General features: G+C 60.9%; 19 protein-coding genes and 1 pseudogene. 1 reads left to right on the forward strand and 19 read right to left on the reverse strand.

What is annotated here, in order from left to right; translation table 11 throughout:
- Positions 1–496: 496 nt before the first annotated feature.
- Positions 497–1,399 carry a LysR family transcriptional regulator gene (locus tag ACYZTK_RS13320; protein WP_462010326.1) on the reverse strand — a complete coding sequence of 301 codons (903 nt, stop codon included), beginning with the start codon at positions 1,397–1,399 and terminating at the stop codon, positions 497–499.
- A 119-nt stretch (positions 1,400–1,518) separates the two neighbouring features.
- Between ACYZTK_RS13320 and ACYZTK_RS13325 the strand changes: the two genes are divergently transcribed.
- Positions 1,519–2,796: an MFS transporter gene (locus ACYZTK_RS13325; RefSeq protein WP_462010327.1), complete on the forward strand. Its 1,278-nt coding sequence runs from the start codon at positions 1,519–1,521 to the stop codon at positions 2,794–2,796.
- On the opposite strand, the gene gspM is transcribed toward ACYZTK_RS13325, so the two are convergent.
- From gspM to aroB, 18 genes and pseudogenes are all read right to left on the reverse strand, one after another.
- Complete coding sequence (gene gspM, locus ACYZTK_RS13330; protein ID WP_462010328.1) at positions 2,789–3,220, reverse strand: type II secretion system protein GspM; 432 nt, start codon at positions 3,218–3,220, stop codon at positions 2,789–2,791. The two genes, ACYZTK_RS13325 and gspM, sit on opposite strands and share 8 nt — an antisense overlap.
- The gene (gspL, locus tag ACYZTK_RS13335) at positions 3,217–4,323 is read right to left on the reverse strand and encodes a type II secretion system protein GspL (protein ID WP_462010329.1); all 1,107 of its coding nucleotides are present in this window, start codon (positions 4,321–4,323) and stop codon (positions 3,217–3,219) included. Before gspL ends, gspM begins: the two co-directional genes overlap by 4 nt.
- Complete coding sequence (locus ACYZTK_RS13340) at positions 4,320–5,171, reverse strand: type II secretion system protein GspK (RefSeq protein ID WP_462010330.1); 852 nt, start codon at positions 5,169–5,171, stop codon at positions 4,320–4,322. The genes gspL and ACYZTK_RS13340 overlap by 4 nt, the downstream gene beginning before the upstream one ends.
- Complete coding sequence (locus tag ACYZTK_RS13345) at positions 5,168–5,713, reverse strand: type II secretion system protein GspJ (RefSeq protein ID WP_462010331.1); 546 nt, start codon at positions 5,711–5,713, stop codon at positions 5,168–5,170. Before ACYZTK_RS13345 ends, ACYZTK_RS13340 begins: the two co-directional genes overlap by 4 nt.
- The gene (gspI, locus tag ACYZTK_RS13350) at positions 5,703–6,086 is read right to left on the reverse strand and encodes a type II secretion system minor pseudopilin GspI (RefSeq protein WP_462010332.1); all 384 of its coding nucleotides are present in this window, start codon (positions 6,084–6,086) and stop codon (positions 5,703–5,705) included. Before gspI ends, ACYZTK_RS13345 begins: the two co-directional genes overlap by 11 nt.
- A complete protein-coding gene (gspH, locus tag ACYZTK_RS13355; RefSeq protein ID WP_462010333.1) occupies positions 6,079–6,546 on the reverse strand; it encodes a type II secretion system minor pseudopilin GspH in 468 nt (155 codons plus the stop codon). The genes gspI and gspH overlap by 8 nt, the downstream gene beginning before the upstream one ends.
- 3 nt (positions 6,547–6,549) lie before the next feature.
- Positions 6,550–7,005 carry a type II secretion system major pseudopilin GspG gene (gene gspG / locus ACYZTK_RS13360; RefSeq protein ID WP_462010334.1) on the reverse strand — a complete coding sequence of 152 codons (456 nt, stop codon included), beginning with the start codon at positions 7,003–7,005 and terminating at the stop codon, positions 6,550–6,552.
- Positions 7,006–7,008: 3 nt separating this feature from the next.
- Positions 7,009–8,217, reverse strand: coding sequence for a type II secretion system inner membrane protein GspF (gene gspF, locus ACYZTK_RS13365; RefSeq protein WP_462010335.1), 1,209 nt, complete (start codon positions 8,215–8,217; stop codon positions 7,009–7,011).
- Between the two features lie 3 nt (positions 8,218–8,220).
- Positions 8,221–9,608 (reverse strand): annotated as a pseudogene (gene gspE, locus ACYZTK_RS13370) (type II secretion system ATPase GspE).
- A gap of 62 nt (positions 9,609–9,670) precedes the next feature.
- A complete protein-coding gene (gene gspD / locus ACYZTK_RS13375) occupies positions 9,671–11,599 on the reverse strand; it encodes a type II secretion system secretin GspD (RefSeq protein WP_462010336.1) in 1,929 nt (642 codons plus the stop codon).
- A gap of 8 nt (positions 11,600–11,607) precedes the next feature.
- Positions 11,608–12,165 carry a type II secretion system protein N gene (locus ACYZTK_RS13380; RefSeq protein ID WP_462010337.1) on the reverse strand — a complete coding sequence of 186 codons (558 nt, stop codon included), beginning with the start codon at positions 12,163–12,165 and terminating at the stop codon, positions 11,608–11,610.
- On the reverse strand, positions 12,149–12,691 hold the full coding sequence (locus tag ACYZTK_RS13385) for a cytochrome b (RefSeq protein WP_462010338.1): 543 nt from the start codon (positions 12,689–12,691) through the stop codon (positions 12,149–12,151). The genes ACYZTK_RS13380 and ACYZTK_RS13385 overlap by 17 nt, the downstream gene beginning before the upstream one ends.
- Positions 12,692–12,767: 76 nt before the next feature.
- Positions 12,768–14,234: an N-acetylglucosamine-binding protein GbpA gene (gbpA, locus tag ACYZTK_RS13390; protein WP_462010339.1), complete on the reverse strand. Its 1,467-nt coding sequence runs from the start codon at positions 14,232–14,234 to the stop codon at positions 12,768–12,770.
- A gap of 263 nt (positions 14,235–14,497) precedes the next feature.
- Positions 14,498–15,565 carry a uroporphyrinogen decarboxylase gene (gene hemE, locus ACYZTK_RS13395; protein ID WP_462010340.1) on the reverse strand — a complete coding sequence of 356 codons (1,068 nt, stop codon included), beginning with the start codon at positions 15,563–15,565 and terminating at the stop codon, positions 14,498–14,500.
- A gap of 253 nt (positions 15,566–15,818) precedes the next feature.
- Complete coding sequence (locus ACYZTK_RS13400; protein WP_462010341.1) at positions 15,819–17,237, reverse strand: FAD-dependent oxidoreductase; 1,419 nt, start codon at positions 17,235–17,237, stop codon at positions 15,819–15,821.
- A gap of 33 nt (positions 17,238–17,270) precedes the next feature.
- Entirely contained in the window at positions 17,271–21,719 is a 4,449-nt protein-coding gene (gene gltB, locus ACYZTK_RS13405) for a glutamate synthase large subunit (protein ID WP_462010342.1), read from the reverse strand.
- 351 nt (positions 21,720–22,070) lie between these two features.
- A complete protein-coding gene (locus tag ACYZTK_RS13410; RefSeq protein ID WP_462010343.1) occupies positions 22,071–23,666 on the reverse strand; it encodes an AAA family ATPase in 1,596 nt (531 codons plus the stop codon).
- Between the two features lie 10 nt (positions 23,667–23,676).
- On the reverse strand, positions 23,677–24,777 hold the full coding sequence (gene aroB / locus ACYZTK_RS13415; protein WP_462010344.1) for a 3-dehydroquinate synthase: 1,101 nt from the start codon (positions 24,775–24,777) through the stop codon (positions 23,677–23,679).
- Positions 24,778–24,843 lie beyond the last annotated feature (66 nt).

Here is a 24,843-nt window from a genome sequence, read left to right on the forward strand (position 1 = left end):
ATTTCGTACATGGGGCTGGTGTTCACCCCGTATTTGGCATTTCGTACATGGGGCTGGTGTTCACCCCGTATTCGGCATTTCGTACATGGGGCTGGTGTTCACCCCGTATTTGGCATTTCGTACATGGGGCTGGTGTTCACCCCGTAGGAGCTGCCGAAGGCTGCGATCTTTGCTTTTGCTTTTGCTTTTGCTTTTGATACAGGTCAGTCAACCGGGGCAGTCAACAACAGCATGACCGCCATCAAGTCCAAGGATGGGGAATACCTGACTCAATGGAAGCCCTGCAGCTGCCAACAACCCCGGGCGACCAATCCTGGCCACTGAAAATCAGTGACCAGACCAAATTATCGACCGCCCCCTAAACCCACAAGTCAGCGGATTCCGACATTGTTGTAGGGAAAGGCTTCTGGTTGCGTAGCTTCGGGATGTCGGAGGTTTCCAGAGTGATGGTGCATGTTAAGCCGCCATCGCTGGCAAGCCAGGCTCCTATAGGTAGTCACGCTTTGAGCGGCTCCACCTTCCTCGTCAACAACTCCACAAACGCCCTGGCCATCGGTGATTTCTGATCCTTGCGCTGCACCAGCCACACCGCCGATACAGCCGCCGGGTCCAGCAACGGCCGATACACAACGCCGTCAATGCGCATCCGTTGATAGGACGCTGGCAGCACCGAGACGCCCAGCCCCGCCGCCACCAGGCCGATGATGGTCATTGCCTCACCGGCCTCTTGGGCGAAGTGCGGGCTGAAGCCGGAATCGCGGGCCAGGCTTAGCAGTTGGGCGTACAGACCGCTGCCGTAGCTGCGCGGGAAAAACACGAAGGGTTCCAGCGCCAACGCTGACAGGAACAGGCCTTCCTCACTGCCGCTCACCAGCGGATGTTTCGAGCTGAGCACCGCCACCAGAGGTTCGCTCATCAGCTCGACCACGCTGAGTGAGTCCGGTAGCCCCAGCGGGCGCATGATGCCGACTTCGATCGATTCATCCACCAGCGCATCGGCCACTTGAGTGCTGCTCATTTCCCGCAGGTTCAGGTGCACCGCCGGAAAGCGCTGGCGGAACGAAAAAATTGCCTGGGGGATCGTCGAGTTGAAGGGTGCCGACGAGGTAAAGCCGATTTTCAGTTCTCCCAGCTCGCCGAGCTGCGCACGACGGGCGACATCGGCGGCCTTGTCGACCTGCGCCAACACCAGCCGCGCCTCCTGCAGGAACAGCCGGCCTGCCTCACTGAGCTCGACCCGACGATTGGTACGCTCAAACAACCGCGCCCCGACCTCTTGTTCCAGCGCCTGAATCTGCTGGCTCAAGGGCGGCTGGGAGATACCAAGCACCTGTGCGGCGCGGCCGAAATGCAATTCTTCGGCGACGGCAATGAAGTAACGCAGGTGACGCAATTCCATGAAAACCTCATTAGGTCGTAAAACCTCTCAAACAGGTCGAACAATATATTGGATTGAATCATTAGGCAGCTATATGCTTTTTTCATTGCCTGACCGGCTACCCGCTCCCGAGGTCCGAAGTGAAAACTGTTGTCGCTCCACTCGCCCATGAAGTCCCGCCTGCCACGCACGATGTCGCTGCCGAGCTCAAGGAGATCTACATCGAGAAAGGCACGCCGATGTTCATGCGCACGGTACTGGCGCTGTTCTGCGGCGGCTTTGCGACCTTCGCCTTGCTGTACTGCGTGCAGCCGATGATGCCGTTGCTGTCCCACGAGTATTCGATCAATGCGGCCCAGAGCAGCCTGATCCTCTCGGTGGCCACCGGCATGCTCGCCATCGGCCTGCTGATCACTGGTCCCCTCTCGGACCGGGTTGGCCGTAAACCGGTAATGGTTGCCGCGTTGTTCGCGGCGGGCTTGTGCACCATCGCCAGTTCGATGATGCCGAGCTGGCACGGCGTGTTGCTGATGCGCGCGCTGATCGGCTTGTCCTTGAGTGGCCTGGCTGCGGTGGCCATGACCTATCTAAGCGAAGAGATCCACCCGCAGCACATCGGCCTCGCCATGGGCCTGTACATCGGCGGCAACGCGATTGGCGGGATGAGCGGACGCTTGATCACCGGGGTGTTGATCGACTTCATCAGCTGGCACGCAGCGATGCTGGTGATCGGCGGCTTGGCATTGATTGCGGCGGCGCTGTTCTGGAAAATCCTTCCCGAGTCGCGCAACTTCCGTCCACGCTCGTTGCACCCGCGCAGCCTGATCGACGGCTTCACCATGCACTTTCGCGACGCCGGTTTGCCCCTGCTGTTCCTTGAAGCCTTCGTATTGATGGGCGCCTTCGTCACCCTGTTCAACTACATCGGTTATCGCCTGCTGGCAGCGCCATACAACATGGACCAAGTGTTTGTCGGCCTGCTCTCGGTGGTGTACCTGTCGGGCATCTACAGCTCGGCGAAAATCGGCGCCCTGGCGGATCGGCTGGGTCGACGCAAAGTACTCTGGTCGACCATCGTCGTGATGCTCGGCGGGCTCGCGCTGACGATGTTCACGCCATTGCCGCTGGTAATCATCGGCATGCTGATTTTCACCTTCGGTTTCTTCGGCGCGCACTCGGTGGCGAGTAGCTGGATCGGCCGCCGTGCGCTCAAGGCCAAGGGCCAGGCGTCGTCGCTGTACCTGTTCAGCTACTACGCCGGATCCAGCATCGCCGGTACCGCGGGCGGCGTGTTCTGGCATCTGGGTGGCTGGAACGGCATCGGCTTGTTCATTGGCACGCTGCTGGTGATCGCTCTACTGGTAGCACTGAAGTTGGCGAAGTTGCCGCTGCTGCCTGGCAACGGCGCGACTATCTGAGCACCAGCCGCGCCTCCAGGACGGCGGCGCGTTTTTCCAGGGTCAGTGACTGCAGGGTGACACCGTCACGCTCGACACTGTCCAGCCAGCGCAGCAGGCCTCTTGGCTCGCCGCTGAGGGTCAGGCGCAACAACTCGTTGTCGCTGTCCATCTGATGGATGTCCAGCCCCGCCGCCATGGCTTCATCGCTGACTCGCAGCGACAGTGGCTGGTCGGTGACGCTGGACACGTCACTGCGCGGTTGCGCGGACTGCAGTTGCGCGCGCAATCCAAGCTGTTGCTGGTAGTGCCGCTCGGCGTTTTCCAGGCGCACGCGGGTTGGTTGCCAGATCAGGCTGTAACCGGCGAAGGCCAGTAGAACCGCACCCATCGCCAGCAATAACCGCCGCTCTCGGATACTGATGCGCTGCCAGGTCTGTTTCATGCGTCGTCCTCGACGGTGAGCGTAGCGTGCACCCGATCTTCGACCTTGTTGGCGCTGTCCAGCCTGACCGGCATGCCTTGCTGCCGCCCTCGTTCACGCAGTTGCTCAAGCTCGACAAAGCTGCTGGCAGTCAGCTGGATTTTCCAGCCTTCCCCCACACGATACTCAATACGCCGCACTTCGACGGGGCTGGCTCCGATGACCTGCTCGACCAGTTTAAGCAAGCCGCTGATGCGGGTGTCCTGCGATTGCGTCGGTTGGCTTTGCAGCACCTTGAATTGCATCGCCATGTCCAGGTTGCGGGTCTGATCGGGAAACAGGACTTTGAACTGTTGCTCGTTGTGCTGTGTGAGCCGGCTGGTTTCCAGATCTAGAAAACGGACGCGGCTTTCGCTGGCGCCCCAGGTCAACAGTAACGACGCCAACAGAGCGAGTCCGCCAACGCGCCATGGCAGGGGTCTGCGTCGGGGGGCAAAGGTACCTTGCAGCAGATCGATGGCGTATACCGGATGGACCTTCAGCCATCGTTCGAAGAACCCATCTTCTAGACGGTCATCGAGCCATTGAATGCCTGCGGGCAAGATCGGGTGCAAGGTCTCCAGCCCCTCGTCCGACAACGCCATACGAACGGGCAGCGCGCCCCCCAGCAGCCAGCGACCGCAGAACCAGACGCATCGCGGCTGATCATAGGGCAGCATATCCGCATCCACGTTGGCGCTGCGCAGCACGACGCCAGCCTCAGCCAGTAACGCCAGGATCCCGGACATCCGTTCTCGGCTGATGACCATGACGGCGTAGCGCCCTTCACGATCGCGCGTACCCGCGCTCAAGTGCAGGTGTTCCAGCGGTTCGCTCAGTTGGTCCTCCACCGCGAACGCGATGGCTTGGGCGTCGGGCCGGCGCCGCGAAGGCCACGGCTCGCTGCGTACCCAACTACACAACTCCATGGGCAATAACAGATCAACCGTCTGCCCCGCCAGCGCCTGTGCGGCGTGCGTCAACGACATGGGTTGGCCTTGGTGCTCAGCAGACCAGACGCGACACGGCCAGTTGGACCCGGACGCTGCCAGGCCTTCGGCCGTCAGATAAAGCCAGCTGTTCATCGCGCAACCTCATGGGCAAGCACAGAAAGAAAACGCCGTTGCAGGACCTTCCATTGATCAGTCCTGGCATCGCGCTCGACGTCCGTGGCCATGCGCAGAACTCGTCCTGCACGAGTCACTTCCACGGTGATCCGGAACCAGCGGCTGGTGACCCCGAGTCCGTGGCTGCTGAGGCCCAACCCGGAGATCAACGAGTCCTGGGTGAACGCTTGAACACTGCCCCAGGCCGCACTCGAAGCCTGCGCAATCAGTGAGTCGGCAGTTGCAGGACTGAGGTCTCCGAGCATGCTCAACAGCAGCGCCGGCGCGGTATTGATGTTCAGCGCAGCCTCCTTGGGCAGCAGTGCTACCCAGGGTTCCAGCAGACGCAGGCGCTGATCGTCGACGCCCGGCAACAGGCGCAACTGGCTCAGTTCGCGCAACGCACCGACCTGGCTCAACTGCAGGTGAGGAAGATCGAGCAAGTCCTGCAGGCGCTCCCAGCGGTTGAGGGTGACCTGATCGATCTGCCCCGCCACCAACAATGCATTGAGGTTGAACCGCCCGCCCAGATCAGTGATTTCGACACGGATCTGTGCGTCTTCGCTGTCGAAGTCAGCGGGCAGCAGAGCCCATTCCTGCGTCCGGTCGACCGTTTTACTTGAAGCCTGCACTGCATCCTGCAACACCAGCAGCGCCCGGGTTTGTGCACCCAATGCGAGCTGGTGCAGGTCGATCTGCTGAACCTGTTGACCGCTGCTTTGCAGCATTAGCTGATGACTGCGCAGCAAGGCACTGGTGATGAGCAATGCAAGGCTCATGACGAGCAATACACTGATCAACGCGAAGCCACCTGGACGCTGGCTCACCGCTGCGCCCCCGGCAACAGCAGTACTCGATGGATCGCTCCGAAGCGTCCGACCGAGACCTGCAGCTCCAGGGCCATCGATGTCTTTCTACCGAGATCGCTGGCCCAGTCGCGGCTCCAGCCGGATTGGCTGTCGAACACCCGCCAGCGCAACTGTCGGACATCATCGAGCAACCTCTGCCGCTGCACCGACTGCGCACCCTCCGCCTGGCTTTCGCGCCAGAGCACGCCATTGTCCAGACGATAGGTAAGCATCTGTCGCCCGCTACGCGGCTGATCCAGCGGATTGCGCCAGTTGCTGCGCTGCAACTGCAATACGGTCTGCTTGAGCAGCACGGGCTGTTCGGTGACGTGCAGCACATCGCGCTCGATCACCGCCATGGCCCGTTGCAAACTGCGCAGTTCACGTTCATGGGCTGCCGTGCCCTGCTGCACCCGCAGCACGCTATCGAACAGTTTCCAGCTCGCCAGCCCGAGCAAAGCGAAGATCGCCATGGCGATCACCAGCTCCAGCAGGGTGAAGCCCTTTTGTTTATTCTTCATGGCGAACCATCCAGCCACTGGCGCGATGCAGGGTTGGCCCGCGAGCATTAAGGCTGACGTCGACATCCAGCCGGAACAGGCGCGGATCACCGGCAGGGCTGACTTGTTCGCGCAGGTTCCAGACGCGCCGCCCCATGCGCACGGTCTGCTGGTGCTGACCGATGGTCAGCGCTGGCTGCAGCTGCATTTCGTTCAAGCGGTTATCCGCCACCCAGGCCGAGAACACCCGCTCCTCGATCCGGCTCGTCTGCTTCACCACGTATTGACTGGCAGACAGAACGGCAGCGGCCAGCGTCGCGAAAATCGCCAGGGCGACCATGATTTCCAGCAGGGTAAACCCCCGCTCGCGGGACGGGCCCAAGTGTCTAGCCATCGATCAGCACCTCACCGATACCGTCACTGGAAATGCTCAACCAGGTCGTGTCGGCAGTCATGAATGTCAGGGTAAAAGCACTGGTTTCGTCACTGCTGAGCATCAGTAACTGGGGGGGACCTTCGTCGGCACCCAGACTGGTGATTGCGCCGTCCAGCTCCAGATGCAAACGCAGGTTTTCCGGCCAGGGGTAGAACACCGTTGTCGATTCCCAGCCCTGAGCATCCAGACGCATCCCCCGGTAGCCGTCCGCACTCAGCCGCAGCCCGTACTCCTGACCCTCGAGCACCGCCCGTTCACGCAGCTGATGAATCAAACTGACGATGTTGCCTGCCTCCTGCCGGGCCTGGCGTGCCGGATTCTGGCCCATGGCAAGGCTCACCATGCCCAGCAGGATGCCGATCAGCACGATGACGATCATCAGCTCAAGCAAGGTGAAGCCCGCGCTGCGGTGGGGCATGAGTCAGGGTCCCCAGTTGCCGATATCGGCCGCGTGACCTTCGCCACCGACAGCGCCATCGGAGCCCAGAGAGAACAGGTCATAGCCACCGTCCATCGAATGCACACCCGGATTGAGGTACTGATAAGGCGTGCCCCATGGATCAACCGGCATGCTCTTCAAATAGCCCTGGGGGTTCCAGTTGCGGGCTACCGGCGTTCCCGAGGGCCGTTTGATCAAGGCTTCCAGGTTCTGCTGGGTCGAGGGATAGTGGTGGTTGTCGAGGCGATACATTTCCAGCGCGGTGGCGATCGCCTGGATGTCTATTTTGGCCGCAGTGACCTTGGCCTGGTCAGGACGACTCATGAACTGCGGGACCACGATCGCGCCCAGCACGCCGATGATGACCACCACCACCATGATTTCGATCAGGGTAAAACCACGCTGGGCGCGGGAGCCGCTTGTATGTAGTGCTTGCATGAATCAATTCACCAATTGGTTGAGACTGAGAATGGGGAGCAGGATGGCCATGACGATCAGCAGCACGATGCCACCCATCAGCACCAGCATGGCCGGTTCAAATAGGCCGACAACCAGGGCAATGCGCGCCGCCAGGCTGCTTTCCTGTTGCTCGGCGGCCCGCGCCAGCATGCGATCGAGTTCGCCGGCGCGTTCGCCGCTGGCAATCATGTGCAGCATCATTGGCGGGATATCGCCGCTCATTTCGAGACCACGGGACAGGGTTCCGCCTTCCCTTACCGAGCGGGCGACATCGACCATTCGTGCGCGAATCGTCAGGTTGCCGATGACCGCAGCGGCGATCTCCAGCGCATCCACCAGGGGTACGGCGCTTCTGCCGAGGATCGCCAGGGTGCTGGCGAACCGCGCAGCTTCCATCGCCCGCAGCACGTCGCCCATGACCGGCACGTGCAGGGCCAATCGATGCCAGCGCAAGCGCCAGGTCGACTTGCGCAAGCTCCAGCGCCACAGTCCGATCAGTGTTACCAATGCGGTAATCAACCACAGGAAATGCTCTCGCAGGCCGTTACTCAGACCGATGAGTGCCTGGGTCAAAAAGGGCAATGACTGGCCGCTGTCGACGAAGATCTTCACCACGTCCGGCACCACGAAGCCGAGCAGGAATCCAACAATCGCCACGCTGGCCAGCATCAGGATCATGGGGTAGACCAGCGCCATCTGGATTTTCTGCCGAGAGGCCTGGCGCGCCTGGGTGTAGGCCGCCAGTTGCTCCAGCACCTGGCCCAGGTGTCCGGACCGCTCGCCTGCCGCGACCGTGGCGCGGAACAGCTCGGGAAATGCCCGAGGGAACATGCCCAGCGCCGTGGCCAGCGCATGCCCCTCCATCACCCGGCTCCTGACCGCCGACAGCAAGCCGGCGACTTTGCGGCGGGCACTCTGCTGCGCCACCGCCTCCAGTGCTTCTTCCAGGGGCAAACCGGCCTGAACCAGTGTCGACAGTTGCAATGTCAGCAACGCCAGTTCTGCCGCACTCAGGCGTCCCCCGCGTAGATGAGAATGAGCGCCCTCCTGGGTTTTCAGCTCGTTTAACCTGAGCGGCCATAATCCGCGCTCACGCAATAGTTGCCGGGCATGCCGGGGGCCATCGGCTTCCAGGCGGCCCTTGCAGCTGCGACCGTGGGCATCGTGGGCGCGGTAATCGAACGTCGGCACCGGCTAGTCCTCCTGAGTCACGCGCAGCAACTCGTCCAGACTGGTGAGACCATCCAGCACCCGCTGCCGGCCGTCCTGAAACAGACTGCGCGAAGCCTTGCGGGTCTCAGTCATCAATGCCTGCTCGCTGGCGTTCTGGTGGATCAGTACCGCGATGGCGGGCGTTACTGTCAGCAGCTCGTAGATGCCGATACGCCCACGGTAGCCGTGCTGGCACTGCTCGCAGCCCGTGGCTTTGAATAACTGCAGCGGCACTGCGATATCTACCCCGAGACGTTCACAGGCCGGTGCATCAGCGGTATACGGTGACTTGCAGTGCGGGCAAAGGGTGCGCAGCAGGCGCTGGGCCAAAATCCCCACCAGCGAAGATGCCAGCAGGTAGGCATCGACGCCCATGTCCACCAGCCGCGTCACCGCGCCGACCGCGCTATTGGTGTGCAACGTCGAGAGCACCAGGTGACCGGTCAATGAGCCTGGACAGCGATTTCGGCCGTCTCGCGGTCGCGGATCTCCCCGACCATCACCACGTCCGGGTCCTGACGCAGGATGGCTCGCAGACCTCGGGCAAAAGTCATGTCCACCTTCGGATTGACCGGCATCTGTCCTACCCCTGGCAGGTGATACTCGATGGGGTCTTCGACCGTGAGAATGTTCCGCGTCTGGTCATTCAGGCTGCTCAGGGCCGCGTACAGACTGGTGGTCTTGCCCGATCCGGTAGGCCCGGTGACCAACAGGATGCCGTGGGGTTTACCCAGCAACAGGCGCAGGGCCGCGAGGGTGTCGTCCGGCATGCCGAGGCGCTGCAACTCCAGTCGTCCGGCCTGTTTATCCAGCAGGCGCAGCACCACCCGCTCGCCATGCGCCGAGGGCAATGTGGAGACCCGCACATCCACTTCATGACCGGCCAGGCGCAGGGCCATCCGGCCATCTTGCGGGACACGCTTCTCGGCGATATCCAGGCGTGCCATGACCTTGATTCGCGACACCAGCAGGGTCGCCAGCTCTCGGCGCGGCCGCAGCATCTCGCGCAGTTGGCCATCGATGCGCATGCGCACCGACAGGTACTGCTCGAAGGTTTCCAGGTGCACATCCGAGGCATGCTCGCGTACTGCTTCACTGAGCAGCGCGTTGATCAGCCGGATGATCGGCGCATCACCCTGCTGCTCCAGCAGATCCGCAGTTTGCGGCACTTGATCGACCAGGCTGAGCAGGTCCAGCTCGTCGTCCAGACCCAGGGCTACCTGCTCCGCCGCGCTCTGGCCTTCGCGATAAGTCGACGCCAGGCGCAGGGCAAACTCATCGGCGCCCAGGATGCGCAAGGACAGTTCACCACCGCAGAACCGGCGCGCCTCGGCCATTGCGGTGAGCGGCGTGTCCGCGCGCAGGACCATGCCCTGCGGATCGATCAGCACACCAAAGCGCCGGGCGAAACCGAACGGCAATGACTGCTCGTTCACGGTTTCACCGGCGCTGATTGCCGCAAATCGAACACTGGTGCATCGCCTGTGGGTTCGAACAGTTGGCGTGCATCCGCCGGCAGCAACAGCGAGTTGTTGCCGCGCGCCCCTGGCTTGCTCAGGTCACGCAGCGCGTTGTAGCGCTGCTCGCTGACCTCGGACAGATCTTCCTTGCTGCGCACGATGGTCGGGCGCAGAAACACCATCAGGTTGCTTTTGGTCTGGGTGTCGCGTTTCCAGCGAAACAGCGCTCCGAGGTAAGGAATGTCCCGTAGCAGGGGCACACCGCTCTGCTGGGTGCGAACGCTGTCCCTGATCAGCCCGCCGATCACGATAATTTCGCCATCGTCGGCCAGGATGGTGCTCTTGAGTGCTCGTTTGTTGGTGATCAGGTCCGAGGAGTCAACGCCCGACAGGGTCGGGGCAATGTCCGATACCTCTTGTTCCACCTCCAGGCGCAGAGTCGAACCCTCGTTGATGTAGGGCTTGATCTTCAGGCTGATGCCCACGTCCTTGCGCTCGACCGTGGTGAACGGATTATCCGCGCCATTACTGTTGGTCGCGTAGGACCCGGTCTTGAATGGCACGTTCTGGCCAACGATTATTTCAGCCTCCTGGTTGTCCAGCGTGAGCAGGCTCGGCGTCGACAGCAGGTTGCTGCGGGTGCTGCTGGCCAGGGCTGAGATCAGGGCGCCGAAGCGGTCACTGCCCAGCTGCAGGATGGCGCCTTCGGGTGCCGATTTGGTTTCGTCAAAGGTCAGCCCGCCAATAATCGGGATGTCAGTGCCGGGAAAGTTGAGAAAGCCCTTTGCGTCGCCGGTGCGGATCCCCCATTGGACGCCCACGGCCTCGGCGATGTCCCCGGAGATCTCGACGATCGCAGCATGGATCAACACCTGCGCGCGGGGCTGGTCCAACTGCCGCACGATGTTCTCGATGGTCCGAATCTGCGCAGGCTCGCCCACCAGTACCAGCGCATTCTGGCTGGTATCGGCCTTGATCATGAAGGTGGGACCGGCGGCGGGCTCGCGCGCGCCACCCACCGCAGTTACCGGCTTGCGGCCCTGGCCCAGGGCTTCCAGGACCTCGGACAATTGCTGGGCATCGCTGTAGCGCAAGCGGATCACCCTGGCATTATCGAGTGTCGCGGTGGTGGGCGTGTCGAGGCTGCTGGCCAGTTCGACCAGGCGTTTGCGCACTGCTGCGGGGCCGATAAAGATCAGGCGATTGGTACGGGTATCCGCCAGCACCTGAATAGTCGTATCGGCATTGCGCTTGCCCAAGGTTGCTTCGATCACCTGCGCCACATCGGCGGCCTGCGTGTGGCGCAGCAGCACCATGGCATGCTGGTGATTCAGCCCGGCGTCCAGATCACGCACGACCTTGGTGACACGCTGCACGTTAGCGGCCGTGTCGGTGATCACCAAGGCATTGGCCGATACCGAAGGGCCGACATAACCATTGGCCGACACCAGCGGTCGGACCAACCCGGCAATGTCGGCAGCACTGCTGGTATTCAGTTCGAGGACCCGGGTGACGAACTGCGACGACGTCGGCGTCTGTGCCGTGGTCTGCCCGGCCCGGGTTTTGGCGTCAGTCACCGGGGTAATCAGGATCCGGTCACCTTCGTCGATCACGGTGAAGTTGTGCGCGTCGAGCACCGAATAGAACAACCGCCGAACACCTTCGCGATCCAGCGCCTGTCGGGACATCACGGTGATGCGCCCGGTCACCCGTGGGTCCAGCACTACCGTAGTGCCGAGGATGCCCGATATCTCTTCGACGATATCGCGCAGCTCGGCATTGTTCATCGCCAGCTGCCATTTTTCGCCCTCGGCATGCAGCACTCCAGGAAGGCTCGTCGCGACCAGGACTGCCAGAAAAAACATGGCGCGCAAGGCCTGCGCGCCGGTGAAGCTGTTCATCGGATTCATCACTCTGACGGCCCGGAAATCGGGCGTAGAAAACGCGCAGGCGTAGCGTGGGGTGCCTCCTGCAACTCGAACGGACGCAGGAAACGCGCAGCAGAGGACTGCAACGTCAGTAGTTCCTCGCGCCCTTTGTTCCACAGCACCACCTGACCAGGCTCAACCCGCCGCAATACGCTGCCACCCGGCAAGCGGTCGCCTACCTGGTAGATACGCGAGCCTTGGGAGTCGGCCAGCAGCGCCCTGGACAAACCGCTGGCATTTACAAAGCTGGCCTGCAGGGTCAAAGGTTCAGCACTGGCCTGCAGTGTCGTGGCAGCGGTGAAACCCAGCACGGTGGCCACGGCCGTGGCGTCCAGCGTTTCACGGGCAGGCGTCGTTTTTTGCGCTGGAGCAGGGAGCGGCATCAACGCGATGCTTTGGCGAAAACTCCACTCCTGCCACATCAGGACTGCCCCATAGGTCAGCGGCATGACCAGCAGCAAAGCCTTGCCGACAATGCCTGACAGCCCAGCAAAACGTTCGGCCAGGAATTTCATCGCAGGCTCACTCGAATTGCTCATTTCGACGTTTGCTGCAAAAAGACATGCGTCGCAGCACAGGTCGGTTACACAGCTCATGAAATATCACTGCACCGATATGCAATCCGACCAGGATCGACAGTGCGATGCACGCCGCGATGTGCAGCGTGAAGAACTGCGCGATCCTTTGAGGATCACTCAGCACCTGCGCAATCTCGAACACCCCGAATACATTAATTGGTCGGTCCATCATCAACACCCCGGTCACCAGCACAGTGCCCGTGGCCAGGTAAATCAACGCGTGGGCAAACATCGCCAGAGCGTCGGGGAAAGAGGGGAACCTCACTCGCGAACAACCGGCGTGATAAACAACGAGTACCAGACGCCATACGAAGATCGGTATGAACACTGTGGTCAGGGAAACATTGAGGAAAGCGATCGATTCCTTGATGCCCGCAGGCACCTGGATATTGGCTACATAAAAACCCGATACCAGAGTCCATAAAATCACCGCCGCCGACAGCCAGTGCAGCCATACGCGCAGTCTGGAGTAACCCGAAACCGACATCTTCGACTCACTTTCAATTGTGAAATGAACCTTCAGGCGACCGAACAGCGATCGCCTGAAGTACTACGAAGGGTGTTTAGAGTTTGTCCCAGGCCATGTGCCAGTGAGCACCGATAGCCGGTTCAAAACCGTTGGCGCTCGGGCTGTACTGCTTGCAGTAACCGGACTCGGGGAACGGCTTGCACTGGAAGACTTCATTGGTCTTGGGCTGCAAGACCTTGGTGCCGTCGGTGTATTCGCTGATGCCTTCAGGGAAGACGAAGTCATGTTCGACGCCTGCGCCCTCACCGGTCATGGTGGTGAGCTGGGTGTCCTGACGGGTTGTGCGACCGTCCAGCGTGGTGCCGACCAGGGTCAGGGTATGTGCACCAGGGTTGCTGCGAACATCCATCGAGAGCCATGCAGGACCGCTATCCGCCTGAATCGATGTGGTGCCCACTTGCTTGTTGTTCTGATCGAACAGGGTCGCGACGAGGTCCATCTTGCGGTTGGTCAGGACGTTGAACTCGACTTTGGCCAGGCCTTTGTCCAGCACAAACTCAGGTTGCAGTGAGGAGATCGACAGGCGTGCCGCCGCATCGTCCTTCATGTCCAGCTGCACTTCATAACGGCTAACACCGCTGTCCTTCTGCGCGTAGAGGCTGTTATTGCCTTTCACCGGTTCGATGTTGCCCTGTTCATCACGGACACCAGCGCGTACCAGGGTGTGGGTCGCATTGATTTTTTCCGCCAGCTTGAACGACCAGTTGTTCGGCACGCCTTGTTCGGCGTTGTCGATGCTGATTTCGACGCTGTATTCAGGCTTCTCGCCCTCGGCCGAGAACGCACGAGCCTTGACCTTGTCACCCACCAGCAAGGCAGTTGACGGTGCGATGCCACCCACGGAAGACCAGCCACCTGGCAGGGCCGCTTCTGCGAGGATGTTTACATCAGTAGGGTTGTAGAACGCCGCGTCGGTGTCACCCACAGTCCAGATCGCCAGGATCACATGATGGCCGTTCTTGTCGTCCGGGATGGTGCAGTTGTGTTTGTCGCTATTTCCCGGCTTCTGGTTGCCACCGTCGATGGCGCAGAACGGCGTGCTTTCGAATGTGGCGCGGGTCAACGCCTCGTTCGGATTCCATCCGTTACGGGTAATGAAATACTCGTGTTTGGTTGCAGGGTGCACAGCGGTGTAGCGCCATTGGAAATCAACATTGCGGTCTTTGATTTCGTTCAGGGTCCAACGATTGGCAGCCTGGGCGTCCAATGCGGAGAACAGCGAGTGGCCGCCGCTGGCAATCTTGCCGTCAACCGGCCCTTGCAGTGGAGCACCGCCGAAGCCCGCCGGAAAACCCTTGAAGGTTTCGCCCACGCTTTGTGGTTCATATTGCGCGCCACCACAGTTGGTGTTCGCGCCTTTTTGGCACAGCAGTGCCCGCGATGGCGGCACTTCGAGGTAGCCGTGCGCTGAAACAGTTTGGGAGGCCAGCATTGCCGATAACAGAATCATTGAAGAAGCGCCGGCAGTGAGGACGCTTCTTTTTTCGAAGTTTACTTTCATGATGTATTCCAGACCGCTTATCGAAGTAGGTGCGCTTGTCGACGCACTGAGCAAGGGGCTGAAACATTACGGGGATGCGGGAAATTTCTATGTAGGACTAATCCGCAAACACATTAGGAAAAGTCACTGCGTTCATCGTTCAGACGATGCATGTAAGCGACTCCTACAAATTGAAGCTTCTGGTACAAGGGGCATTTCAAACCGCACAAAAAAAGCCTGACCGGAGCAACCCGGACAGGCTTCGATACTTCAGAAAAAGCAAATTATTCGTGGTACTGCGCCGACAGGTCGTGCACTGCGCGCAGGAATGCGCCAGCGTGTTCCGGATCAACTTCCGGCGTGATGCCATGGCCGAGGTTGAACACGTGGCCGCTACCTTTGCCGTAGCTGGCGAGAATCCGCCCGACCTCGCTGCGGATCGCCTCAGGCTTGGCGTACAGAACGGTCGGGTCCATGTTGCCTTGCAGCGCGACTTTGTCGCCAACGCGATCACGGGCATTGCCGATGTCGCAAGTCCAGTCCAGGCCCAACGCATCAGCGCCTGCATCGGCAATGCTTTCAAGCCACAGGCCACCGTTCTTGGTGAACAGGATGACTGGCACCTTGCGCCCGTCGTGTTCACGGATCAGGCCGCTGACGATCTTGCGCATGTAGGCCAGGGAGAACTCCTGGTACGCCGCCGCCGAAAGGTTGCCGCCCCAGGTGTCGAAGATCTGCACCGCTTGCGCGCCAGCCATGATCTGGCCGTTGAGGTAGCTGGTGACCGACTGCGCGAGCTTGTCCAGCAGCAGGTGCATGGCTTGCGGGTTGTCGTAAAGCATGGCCTTGGTCTTGCGGAAGTCTTTCGACGAACCGCCTTCGACCATGTAGGTGGCCAGGGTCCATGGGCTGCCGGAGAAGCCGATCAGCGGTACACGGCCGTTCAGTTCGCGGCGGATGGTGCTGACGGCGTCCATGACATAACCGAGGTCCTTGTGCGGATCAGGGATCGGCAAGGCCTCGATGTCAGCCAGGGTGCTGACGACTTTCTTGAAGCGCGGACCTTCACCGGTTTCGAAGTACAGGCCCTGGCCCATGGCATCGGGGATGGTCAGGATGTCGGAGAACAGGATCGCCGCGTCCAGTTGTGGATAGCGGTCGAGCGGCTGCATGGTGACTTCGCAAGCGAACTCCGGGTTCATGCACAGGCTCATGAAATCACCGGCCTTGGCACGGCTGGCGCGGTATTCCGGCAGGTAGCGACCGGCCTGACGCATCATCCAGACAGGCGTGACGTCTACAGGTTGCTTGAGCAGGGCGCGAAGGAAACGGTCGTTCTTCAGGGCAGTCATGTCGGCATCCGCAAAAAAAGTGCGGGCATTTTCTCAGAGCGCGAGGGAAAAGGCACGGTTGCAGGTCAGCCTTTTGTCTATCGGGTCAATTTGTCGCGGTGGAATCGCAGTTTTCGCAACACCGAAAAACCAATGTGGGAGCGGGCTTGCTCGCGAAAGCGGTGTGTCAGGCAACATTAATATTGACTGTTACACCGCCTTCGCGAGCAAGCCCGCTCCCACATTTTGATCGCATTCCAGTTTTAGAAAGTGATCAGACGCCCAGGTAATCCAGGATCCCTTCGGCGGCATTGCGGCCTTCGAAGATCGCCGTCACCACCAGGTCGGAACCGCGAACCATATCGCCACCGGCGAAGATTTTCGGGTTGCTGGTCTGGTGCTTGTATTGACCTTGTTCCGGAGCCACTACACGGCCCTGGCTGTCAGTCTGGATGCTGTGCTGTTCGAACCACGACGCCGGGCTTGGACGGAAACCGAAAGCGATGACCACGGCGTCGGCCGGGATGATCTCTTCGGAACCCGGGATTGGCTCGGGGCTGCGACGGCCGCGCGCGTCCGGTTCGCCGAGACGGGTCTCGACCACTTTCACGCCTTCGACACGATCCTCACCCACGATGGCGATCGGCTGGCGGTTGTAGAGGAATTTCACCCCTTCTTCCTTGGCGTTCTTCACCTCTTTGCGCGAGCCCGGCATGTTCGCTTCGTCGCGACGATAAGCACAGGTCACCGACTTGGCACCCTGGCGGATCGACGTCCGGTTGCAGTCCATCGCCGTGTCACCACCGCCCAACACGACAACTCTTTTGCCCTTCATGTCGACGAAATCTTCCGGCGACTTTTCAAAGCCCAGGTTGCGGTTGACGTTGGCAATCAGGAAGTCGAGCGCGTCATGCACGCCCGGCAGGTCCTCACCGGCAAAGCCGCCTTTCATGTAGGTGTAGGTGCCCATGCCCATGAACACGGCATCGTATTCTTCGAGCAGTTGCTCGACGGTCACGTCCTTGCCCACTTCGGTGTTCAGGCGGAACTCGATGCCCATGCCGGTGAAGACTTCGCGGCGATTGCTCAGCACGGTCTTTTCCAGCTTGAACTCGGGGATGCCGAAGGTCAGCAGACCACCGATTTCCGGGTTCTTGTCGAACACCACCGGGGTCACACCGCCGCGCACCAGCACGTCGGCACAACCCAGGCCCGCCGGGCCTGCGCCGATGATCGCGACACGTTTGCCGGTCGGCTTGACCTTGGACATGTCCGGACGCCAGCCCATGGCGAACGCGGTATCGGTGATGTACTTCTCCACCGAACCGATGGTCACCGCGCCGAAGCCGTCGTTAAGGGTGCAGGCACCCTCGCACAGACGATCCTGCGGGCACACCCGGCCGCACACTTCCGGCAGGGTGTTGGTCTGGTGCGACAGCTCGGCGGCCTGAAGGATGTTGCCCTCGGCCACCAGCTTCAGCCAGTTCGGAATGAAGTTGTGCACCGGGCACTTCCATTCGCAATACGGGTTACCGCAACCCAGGCAGCGGTGGGCCTGATCGGCCGAATGCTGGGGTTTGAAGGGTTCGTAGATCTCCACGAACTCTTTCTTGCGTTGACGCAACAGTTTCTTCTTCGGATCTTTGCGCCCGACATCGATGAACTGGAAGTCGTTATTCAGACGTTCAGCCATTGTTAAAACCTCATCAAACTCTTCAGGCGCATATCACTGCGGATTGGCACGGGTGCTGGAAAGCAACGATTTCAGGTTGGCAGCCTTGGGCTTGACCAGCCAGAAACGACGCAGATAGTCATCGAGGTTTTCAGCGAGGTTACGCCCCCATTCGCTGTCGGTTTCCGCGACGTATTCGTCCAGCACGCGTTGCAGGTGGCTGCGATAGGCTTCCATCGCTTCGCCGCTGATCCGCTGGATTTCCACCAGTTCGTGGTTGACCCGGTCAACGAAGCTGTTGTCCTGGTCGAGCACGTAGGCGAAACCGCCGGTCATGCCTGAGCCAAAGTTGTAACCGGTCTTGCCCAGAACGCAGACGAAACCACCGGTCATGTACTCGCAGCAGTGATCGCCTGTGCCTTCCACCACGGTGTGAGCACCGGAGTTACGCACCGCGAAACGCTCGCCCGCAGTGCCAGCGGCAAACAGCTTGCCACCGGTGGCGCCGTACAGACAGGTGTTGCCGATGATCGCACTGTCCTGAGTCTTGTAGATGCTGCCCTTCGGCGGAACGATGACCAGCTTGCCGCCGGTCATGCCCTTGCCGACGTAGTCGTTGGCGTCGCCTTCCAGGTACATGTGCAGGCCGCCAGCGTTCCACACACCGAAGCTCTGACCGGCCGTCCCGTTGAAGCGGAAGGTGATCGGCGCGTTCGCCATGCCTTGGTTGCCGTGCTTGCGTGCGATTTCACCGGAGATCCGCGCACCGATCGAACGGTCGCAGTTGCAGATATCCAGGGCGAAGTCGGCTCCGCTCATGTCGTTGATCGCCGAGGTGGCCATGCCGACCATTTTCTCGGCCAGCAAGCCCTTGTCGAAAGGCGGGTTGCGCTCAACCTGGCAGAACTGCGGCTTGTCTGCCGGGATGTGATCGCTGCCGAGCAACGGGGTCAAGTCCAGGTGGTTCTGCTTGGCGGTCTGGCCTTCGAGGATTTCCAGCAAATCGGTACGACCGATCAGCTCTTCGAGGGAGCGCACGCCCAGCTTGGCCAGCCACTCACGGGTTTCTTCGGCGACGTAGGTGAAGAAATTCACCACCATGTCGACGGTGCCGATGTAGTGATCCTTGCGCAGCTTCTCGTTTTGAGTCGCGACGCCAGTGGCGCAGTTGTTCAGGTGGCAAATACGCAGGTATTTGCAGCCCAGGGCGATCATTGGCGCAGTGCCGAAGCCGAAGCTTTCAGCGCCGAGGATGGCTGCCTTGATCACGTCGAGGCCGGTTTTCAGGCCACCGTCGGTCTGTACCCGGACTTTGCCGCGCAGATCGTTGCCGCGCAGGGTCTGGTGGGTTTCGGCCAGGCCGAGTTCCCACGGAGCGCCTGCGTATTTGATCGAGGTCAGCGGCGATGCGCCGGTGCCGCCGTCGTAGCCGGAGATGGTGATCAAGTCCGCATAGGCCTTGGCCACACCGGCGGCGATGGTGCCGACGCCTGCTTCTGCTACCAGCTTCACCGAGACCAGCGCCTTCGGGTTGACTTGTTTCAGGTCGAAAATCAGCTGCGACAAGTCTTCGATCGAATAGATGTCGTGGTGCGGCGGCGGCGAAATCAGGGTCACGCCCGGCACTGCGTAACGCAGCTTGGCGATCAGACCGTTGACCTTGCCGCCTGGCAGTTGACCCCCTTCGCCGGGCTTGGCGCCCTGAGCGACTTTGATCTGCAGCACTTCTGCGTTGACCAGGTACTCCGGTGTCACCCCGAAGCGGCCAGTCGCGACCTGCTTGATTTTCGAGCTCTTGATGGTGCCGTAGCGCGCCGGGTCTTCGCCGCCTTCGCCGGAGTTCGAACGCGCGCCAAGGCGGTTCATGGCTTCGGCCAGGGCTTCGTGAGCTTCCGGCGACAGCGCGCCCAGGGAGATACCCGCGGAGTCAAAGCGCTTGAGCACCGATTCCAGCGGCTCGATCTCGCTGATGTCCAGCGCGGTGTCGAGGGTTTTTACCTTGAACAGGTCGCGGATCATCGACACCGGACGGTTGTCGACCAGTGCCGTGTATTCCTTGAACTTGCTGTAGTCGCCCTGCTGCACAGCGGCTTGCAGGGTGTTGACCACGTCCGGGTTGTAGGCGTGATACTCGCCACCGTGGACGAATTTCAGCAGACCGCCCTGCTGGATCGGCTTGCGCGGGCTCCAGGCTTCGGCCGCAAGGGCTTTCTGCTCGGCTTCGATGTCGACAAAACGCGCACCCTTGATGCGGCTCGGCACACCACGGAAGCTCAGCTCGCAGACTTCTTCGGACAGGCCGATAGCTTCGAACAGCTGCGCACCGCGGTACGAGGTGATGGTCGAAATGCCCATCTTCGACAGGATCTTCAGCAGACCTTTGGTGATGCCTTTGCGGTAATTCTTGAACACCTCGTAGAGGTCGCCCAACACTTCACCGGTGCGGATCAGGTCGCCCAACACTTCGTAGGCCAGGAACGGATAGACCGCCGAGGCGCCGAAACCGATCAGCACCGCGAAGTGATGCGGGTCGCGAGCGGTGGCAGTTTCCACGAGGATGTTGGAGTCGCAACGCAGGCCCTTTTCGGTCAGGCGGTGGTGGACGGCGCCAGTGGCCAGGGAAGCGTGGATCGGCAATTTGCCCGGGCCGATGTGACGGTCAGTCAGCACCACTTGGGTGCGACCGGAGCGTACGGCTTCTTCCGCCTGATCGGCGACGTTGCGGATGGCCGCTTCGAGGCCGACGCTTTCGTCGTAGTTAAGGTCGATGATCTGGCGTTCGAAGCCCGGACGATCGAGGTTCATCAGCGAGCGCCACTTGGCCGGGGAAATGACCGGCGAGCTGAGGATCACGCGCGAAGCGTGGTCCGGCGACTCCTGGAAGATGTTGCGCTCGGCACCGAGGCAGATCTCCAGCGACATGACGATGGCTTCACGCAGCGGGTCGATCGGCGGGTTGGTGACCTGCGCGAACTGCTGGCGGAAATAGTCGTACGGCGTGCGCACGCGCTGGGACAGCACGGCCATCGGCGTATCGTCGCCCATCGAACCGACGGCTTCGTAGCCTTGCTCGCCGAGCGGACGCAGCACCTGATCACGTTCTTCGAAAGTGACCTGGTACATCTTCATGTACTGCTTGAGCTGATCGACGTCGTAGAAAGCCGAACCGTGGTCGTTGTCTTCCATGGTCGCCTGGATGCGCAGGGCATTCTTGCGCAGCCATTGCTTGTACGGATGACGCGATTTCAAGCGGTTGTCGATGGCGTCGGTGTCGAGGATCTGACCGGTTTCGGTGTCCACGGCAAAGATCTGGCCCGGGCCCACACGGCCCTTGGCGATCACATCTTCAGGCTGGTAGTTCCAGACGCCGATTTCCGAGGCCAGGGTAATGAAGCCGTTCTTGGTGGTAACCCAACGCGCCGGACGCAGGCCGTTACGGTCGAGCAGGCACACCGCGTAGCGACCATCGGTCATTACCACGCCCGCCGGGCCGTCCCACGGCTCCATGTGCATCGAGTTGTATTCGTAGAATGCACGCAGATCCGGGTCCATGGTCTCGACGTTCTGCCACGCAGGCGGAATGATCATCCGCACGCCACGGAACAGGTCGATACCACCGGTGACCATCAGCTCGAGCATGTTGTCCATGCTGGAGGAGTCGGAACCCACACGGTTGACCAGCGGGCCGAGTTCTTCGAGATCAGGCATCAGGTCGTTGGCAAACTTGGTGCGACGGGCCACGGCCCAGTTGCGGTTGCCGGTGATGGTGTTGATCTCGCCGTTGTGCGCCAGGAAGCGGAACGGTTGAGCCAGCGGCCATTTGGGCAGGGTGTTGGTGGAAAAGCGCTGGTGGAACACGCAGATCGCGGTTTGCAGGCGCTGGTCGCTCAGGTCTGGATAGAAGGCGGTGAGATCCGCCGGCATCATCAGGCCTTTATAAATGATGGTCTTGTGCGAAAAACTGCAGATGTAGTGATCGGCGTCGGCGGCGTTGGCCACGGACGAGCGACGACGGGAGCTGAACAGCTTGATCGCCATGTCCTGATCGCTCAGGCCCTCACCGCCGATGAACACTTGTTCGATCTGCGGCAAACGCTCCAGGGCCAGGCGGCCGAGGACGCTGGTGTCGATTGGCACTTTGCGCCAGCCGACCAGTTGCAGACCGGCGGCCAGGATCTCGCGGTTCATGTTCTCGCGAGCGGCTTCGGCTTTGACCGGGTCCTGGTTAAAGAAGACCATGCCCACAGCGTATTGCTTGGGCAGTTCGACGCCGAAGGTTTCCTGGGCGATGGCTCGCAGGAACACATCCGGTTTTTGAATCAGCAGACCGCAACCGTCACCGGTCTTGCCGTCGGCGTTGATCCCACCGCGGTGGGTCATGCAGGTCAGGGCCTCGATGGCCGTTTGCAAAAGGGTATGACTGGGTTCGCCCTGCATATGGGCTATCAGGCCGAAACCACAGTTATCCTTGAATTCATCTGGTTGGTACAGACCTGCTTTCATAGACACTTTCTCACCAGGCTGCCTCTTTTCGAGGCAAATTTCTTTTCAATTCAACCACTTGCCATCCGCGCCGAACGTACGCCAGCTTTGCGGGGGCAAAAGGGAGGTCATTGTACACACCGACACAGAGGCTCACAAATTTGACGACGAACTGTCGCAAATCTATGTCGCATTTGTGAAAGGTTTAAAGCGATATGCTGTGCTAGTCAAAACTTTTTTGATTTTTGACCGCTACGACTCAAAGACTACTGTGACGCAGACACCACAAGGCACGCAGTCTTTAGAGACGGCGCGCACAAGCGGAAATTTTGAGGTGCCGGGAGAGGCGGCCTGGGTAAGGCCGCCGAATCTTCAGCGAGTTGTTGCCAGTTCCTGTTGGACGCTGGCGACAGTGCGAGGCCAAGGTTTACCAGCCTGAACCTTCGCTGGCAAGGCCTTGATGGCGGATAGGGCTGCATCACGGTTGGCGAAGTTGCCGTAGGTGATCACATAGAGCGGCTTGCCGTTCAGCACTTTCTTGAAATAACGGTACTCGCCGCCCTGCTCTTTCACGAAGTTTTGCGCGGACGCTTCGGAGCTGGTGCCGAGGATCTGCACCACGTAGTTGCTCGTAGGCTGCCCGGCGTACCAGGTGCCACCGGCAGCTTTTGCAGGCGCGGCAGCTGGCTTCTCGGCGGGTTTGGCGGTAGCGACCACGGCAGGCTTGACTGGCGCTGGAGCTGGCTTGGCAGCAGGCACCGGAGCAGGCTTGGCAGTCGCGATCTGGGTCGGGGCCGGAGCTGGCTTGGCGGCCGCAGTCGGCGCCGGGCCTGGCTGGACGCCGGCTGGCGGCGCAGTCGTGGTTACGGTCGGCGGCGAAGCACTGGAGCCTTCAACCGGCACGCCATCGTCGCCTTCGGTGATGCCACCTGCAGCTTCGGCCAACGGCCCGCGCATGACCGGTTGCGAGTTGCCGACCAGCGGCAAAGGCATCGGTTGCGAGTTACCGGCGAACTCGACGGCTGGAGCGCCGCTGCCGTTGGGTTGCGGTGCGCCCTGGCCGAGCGGCAATTGCGCTTGTTCATTGGCAGGAGCGCCAGTGGTCGGTGCTTTGCTGCGACCCGGCATCAACCAGGCGGCGGCTACCGCGACCACGACTACGGCGGAAATCGCCAATACGTGTTTCTTCGGCATGTTGAACCCCATACTTGGACGCTTCACCGCTGAGCGGCTGGCAATCATGGCTTCGATCATCGCATCGCGGGCGACCTGGTTGATGTTGCCAGGCCAGCCGTCCGAGCTTTCGTGAATATCAGAGATCTGATTAGCAGTGAAAAGTTCGATACCCCGACCAGCGCCTTCAAGCCGCTGCTCGAGATATTCGCGGGTTTCTTCCTCACTGTACGGCTGCAACTCGATGACGTGGAAACGCTCTTCTTCCAGGCTCAACGCATCGAGTTGCGCGATCAACGACGACTCGCCGAACAGAAACACATGCGGGCGACCTTCAGGCGCGCCAGCGGCCAGAGCCAGCAAGGCGTCCAGCGCAGACTCGTCGAGCTGCTCGGCGTCGTCCACCAGCAGATAGACTTCCTGCCCGGTAAGTGCCAACTGCACCACTTGCGACAGAATCGCGCCAGGTTCCGCCTGGGCAACATTCAGTGCCTGGGCCACCTGACGCAGCACACCGGCAGCATCGCCAGCGCCACGGGCGGAAACCACCACGCTCTGCACCGACTGCTTGTTGGTACTGGCCACCAGAGCCTGGCGCAACAGGGTCTTGCCACTGCCTTGCGGGCCAGTCACGACCAGCAGCAACTGGCTGTAGCGCGCCAGATGATGCAGTTGACCCAACACCGGCTTGCGCTGGGCAGGGAAGAATTTGAAGCCAGGCACCCGCGGAGCGAAAGGGTCGTGACTCAACTGGTAATGGCCGAGGAAAGCCTCGTCGGCGTGCAAACTAGTCATCGGGATCTTATTAACCTTTAAGCTGAGCCAGGGCGCGGTAATCCGCTCCCAGCGTGGCCTGTAGAACCTCTTTCGGATAATCGTCGGTCACCACCGCTTCGCCCATGTGGCGCAGCAGCACCAGGCGCAAACGACCGTCGATCACTTTCTTGTCAATTGCCATATGTTCGAGAAAATCGGCTTCAGTCATCACTTCAGGTGGGATGACCGGCAGGCCGGCACGCTGGAACAGGCGGATGCCACGATCGCGTTCCTGCTCGCTGATCCAGCCCAGGCGCGAGGACATTTCCAACGCCATTACGGTGCCAGCAGCCACCGCCTCACCATGTAGCCAGACACCATAGCCCATATGCGTTTCGATGGCGTGGCCGAAGGTGTGCCCGAGGTTCAACGTGGCACGCACGCCGGTTTCCTTCTCGTCGGCACCGACCACGGCGGCCTTGGCCGCGCAGGAGCGCTGGATTGCGTAAGTCAGGGCTGTCTGGTCGAGGGCGCGCAGGCTATCGACGTTATCTTCGAGCCAGGTGAGGAACGGCTCGTCGCAGATCAGCCCGTACTTGATAACCTCGGCCAGCCCGGCGGAGAGTTCGCGGGGCGGCAAGGTGTTCAGGGAAGTCGTGTCAATCAGCACCACGTTCGGCTGGTAGAAGGCGCCGACCATGTTCTTGCCCAGCGGATGGTTGATGCCGGTCTTGCCGCCAACCGACGAATCGACCTGCGACAGCAACGTGGTAGGCACCTGGATGAAATCGACGCCGCGCTGATAGCAGGCAGCCGCAAAGCCGGCCATATCGCCGATAACCCCGCCACCCAGAGCGATGACAGTGGTGCGGCGATCGTGGCGTGCGTTCAGCAGCCCGTCGAAGATCAGTTGCAGGGTTTCCCAGGTCTTGAAGGCTTCACCGTCCGGCAGCACCACGGAAATCACCGAGAACTGCGCGAGGCTGCGGGTCAGACGTTCGAGATAGAGCGGCGCGACGGTCTCATTGGAAATGATCGCCACTTGCCGTCCGCGAATGTGCGGGGCCAGCAGCTCAGGCTGATCCAACAAACCTTCGCCAATATGAATCGGGTAGCTGCGCTCGCCTAGATCGACCTTGAGTGTCTGCATGTGTCCCCACAGTGAAGATGAAATCAGGCGCCTTTGCCTTGAATTATCAATTGCGCGGCATCTGCT

The sequence above is a fragment of the Pseudomonas sp. LB3P31 genome (assembly GCF_054897945.1).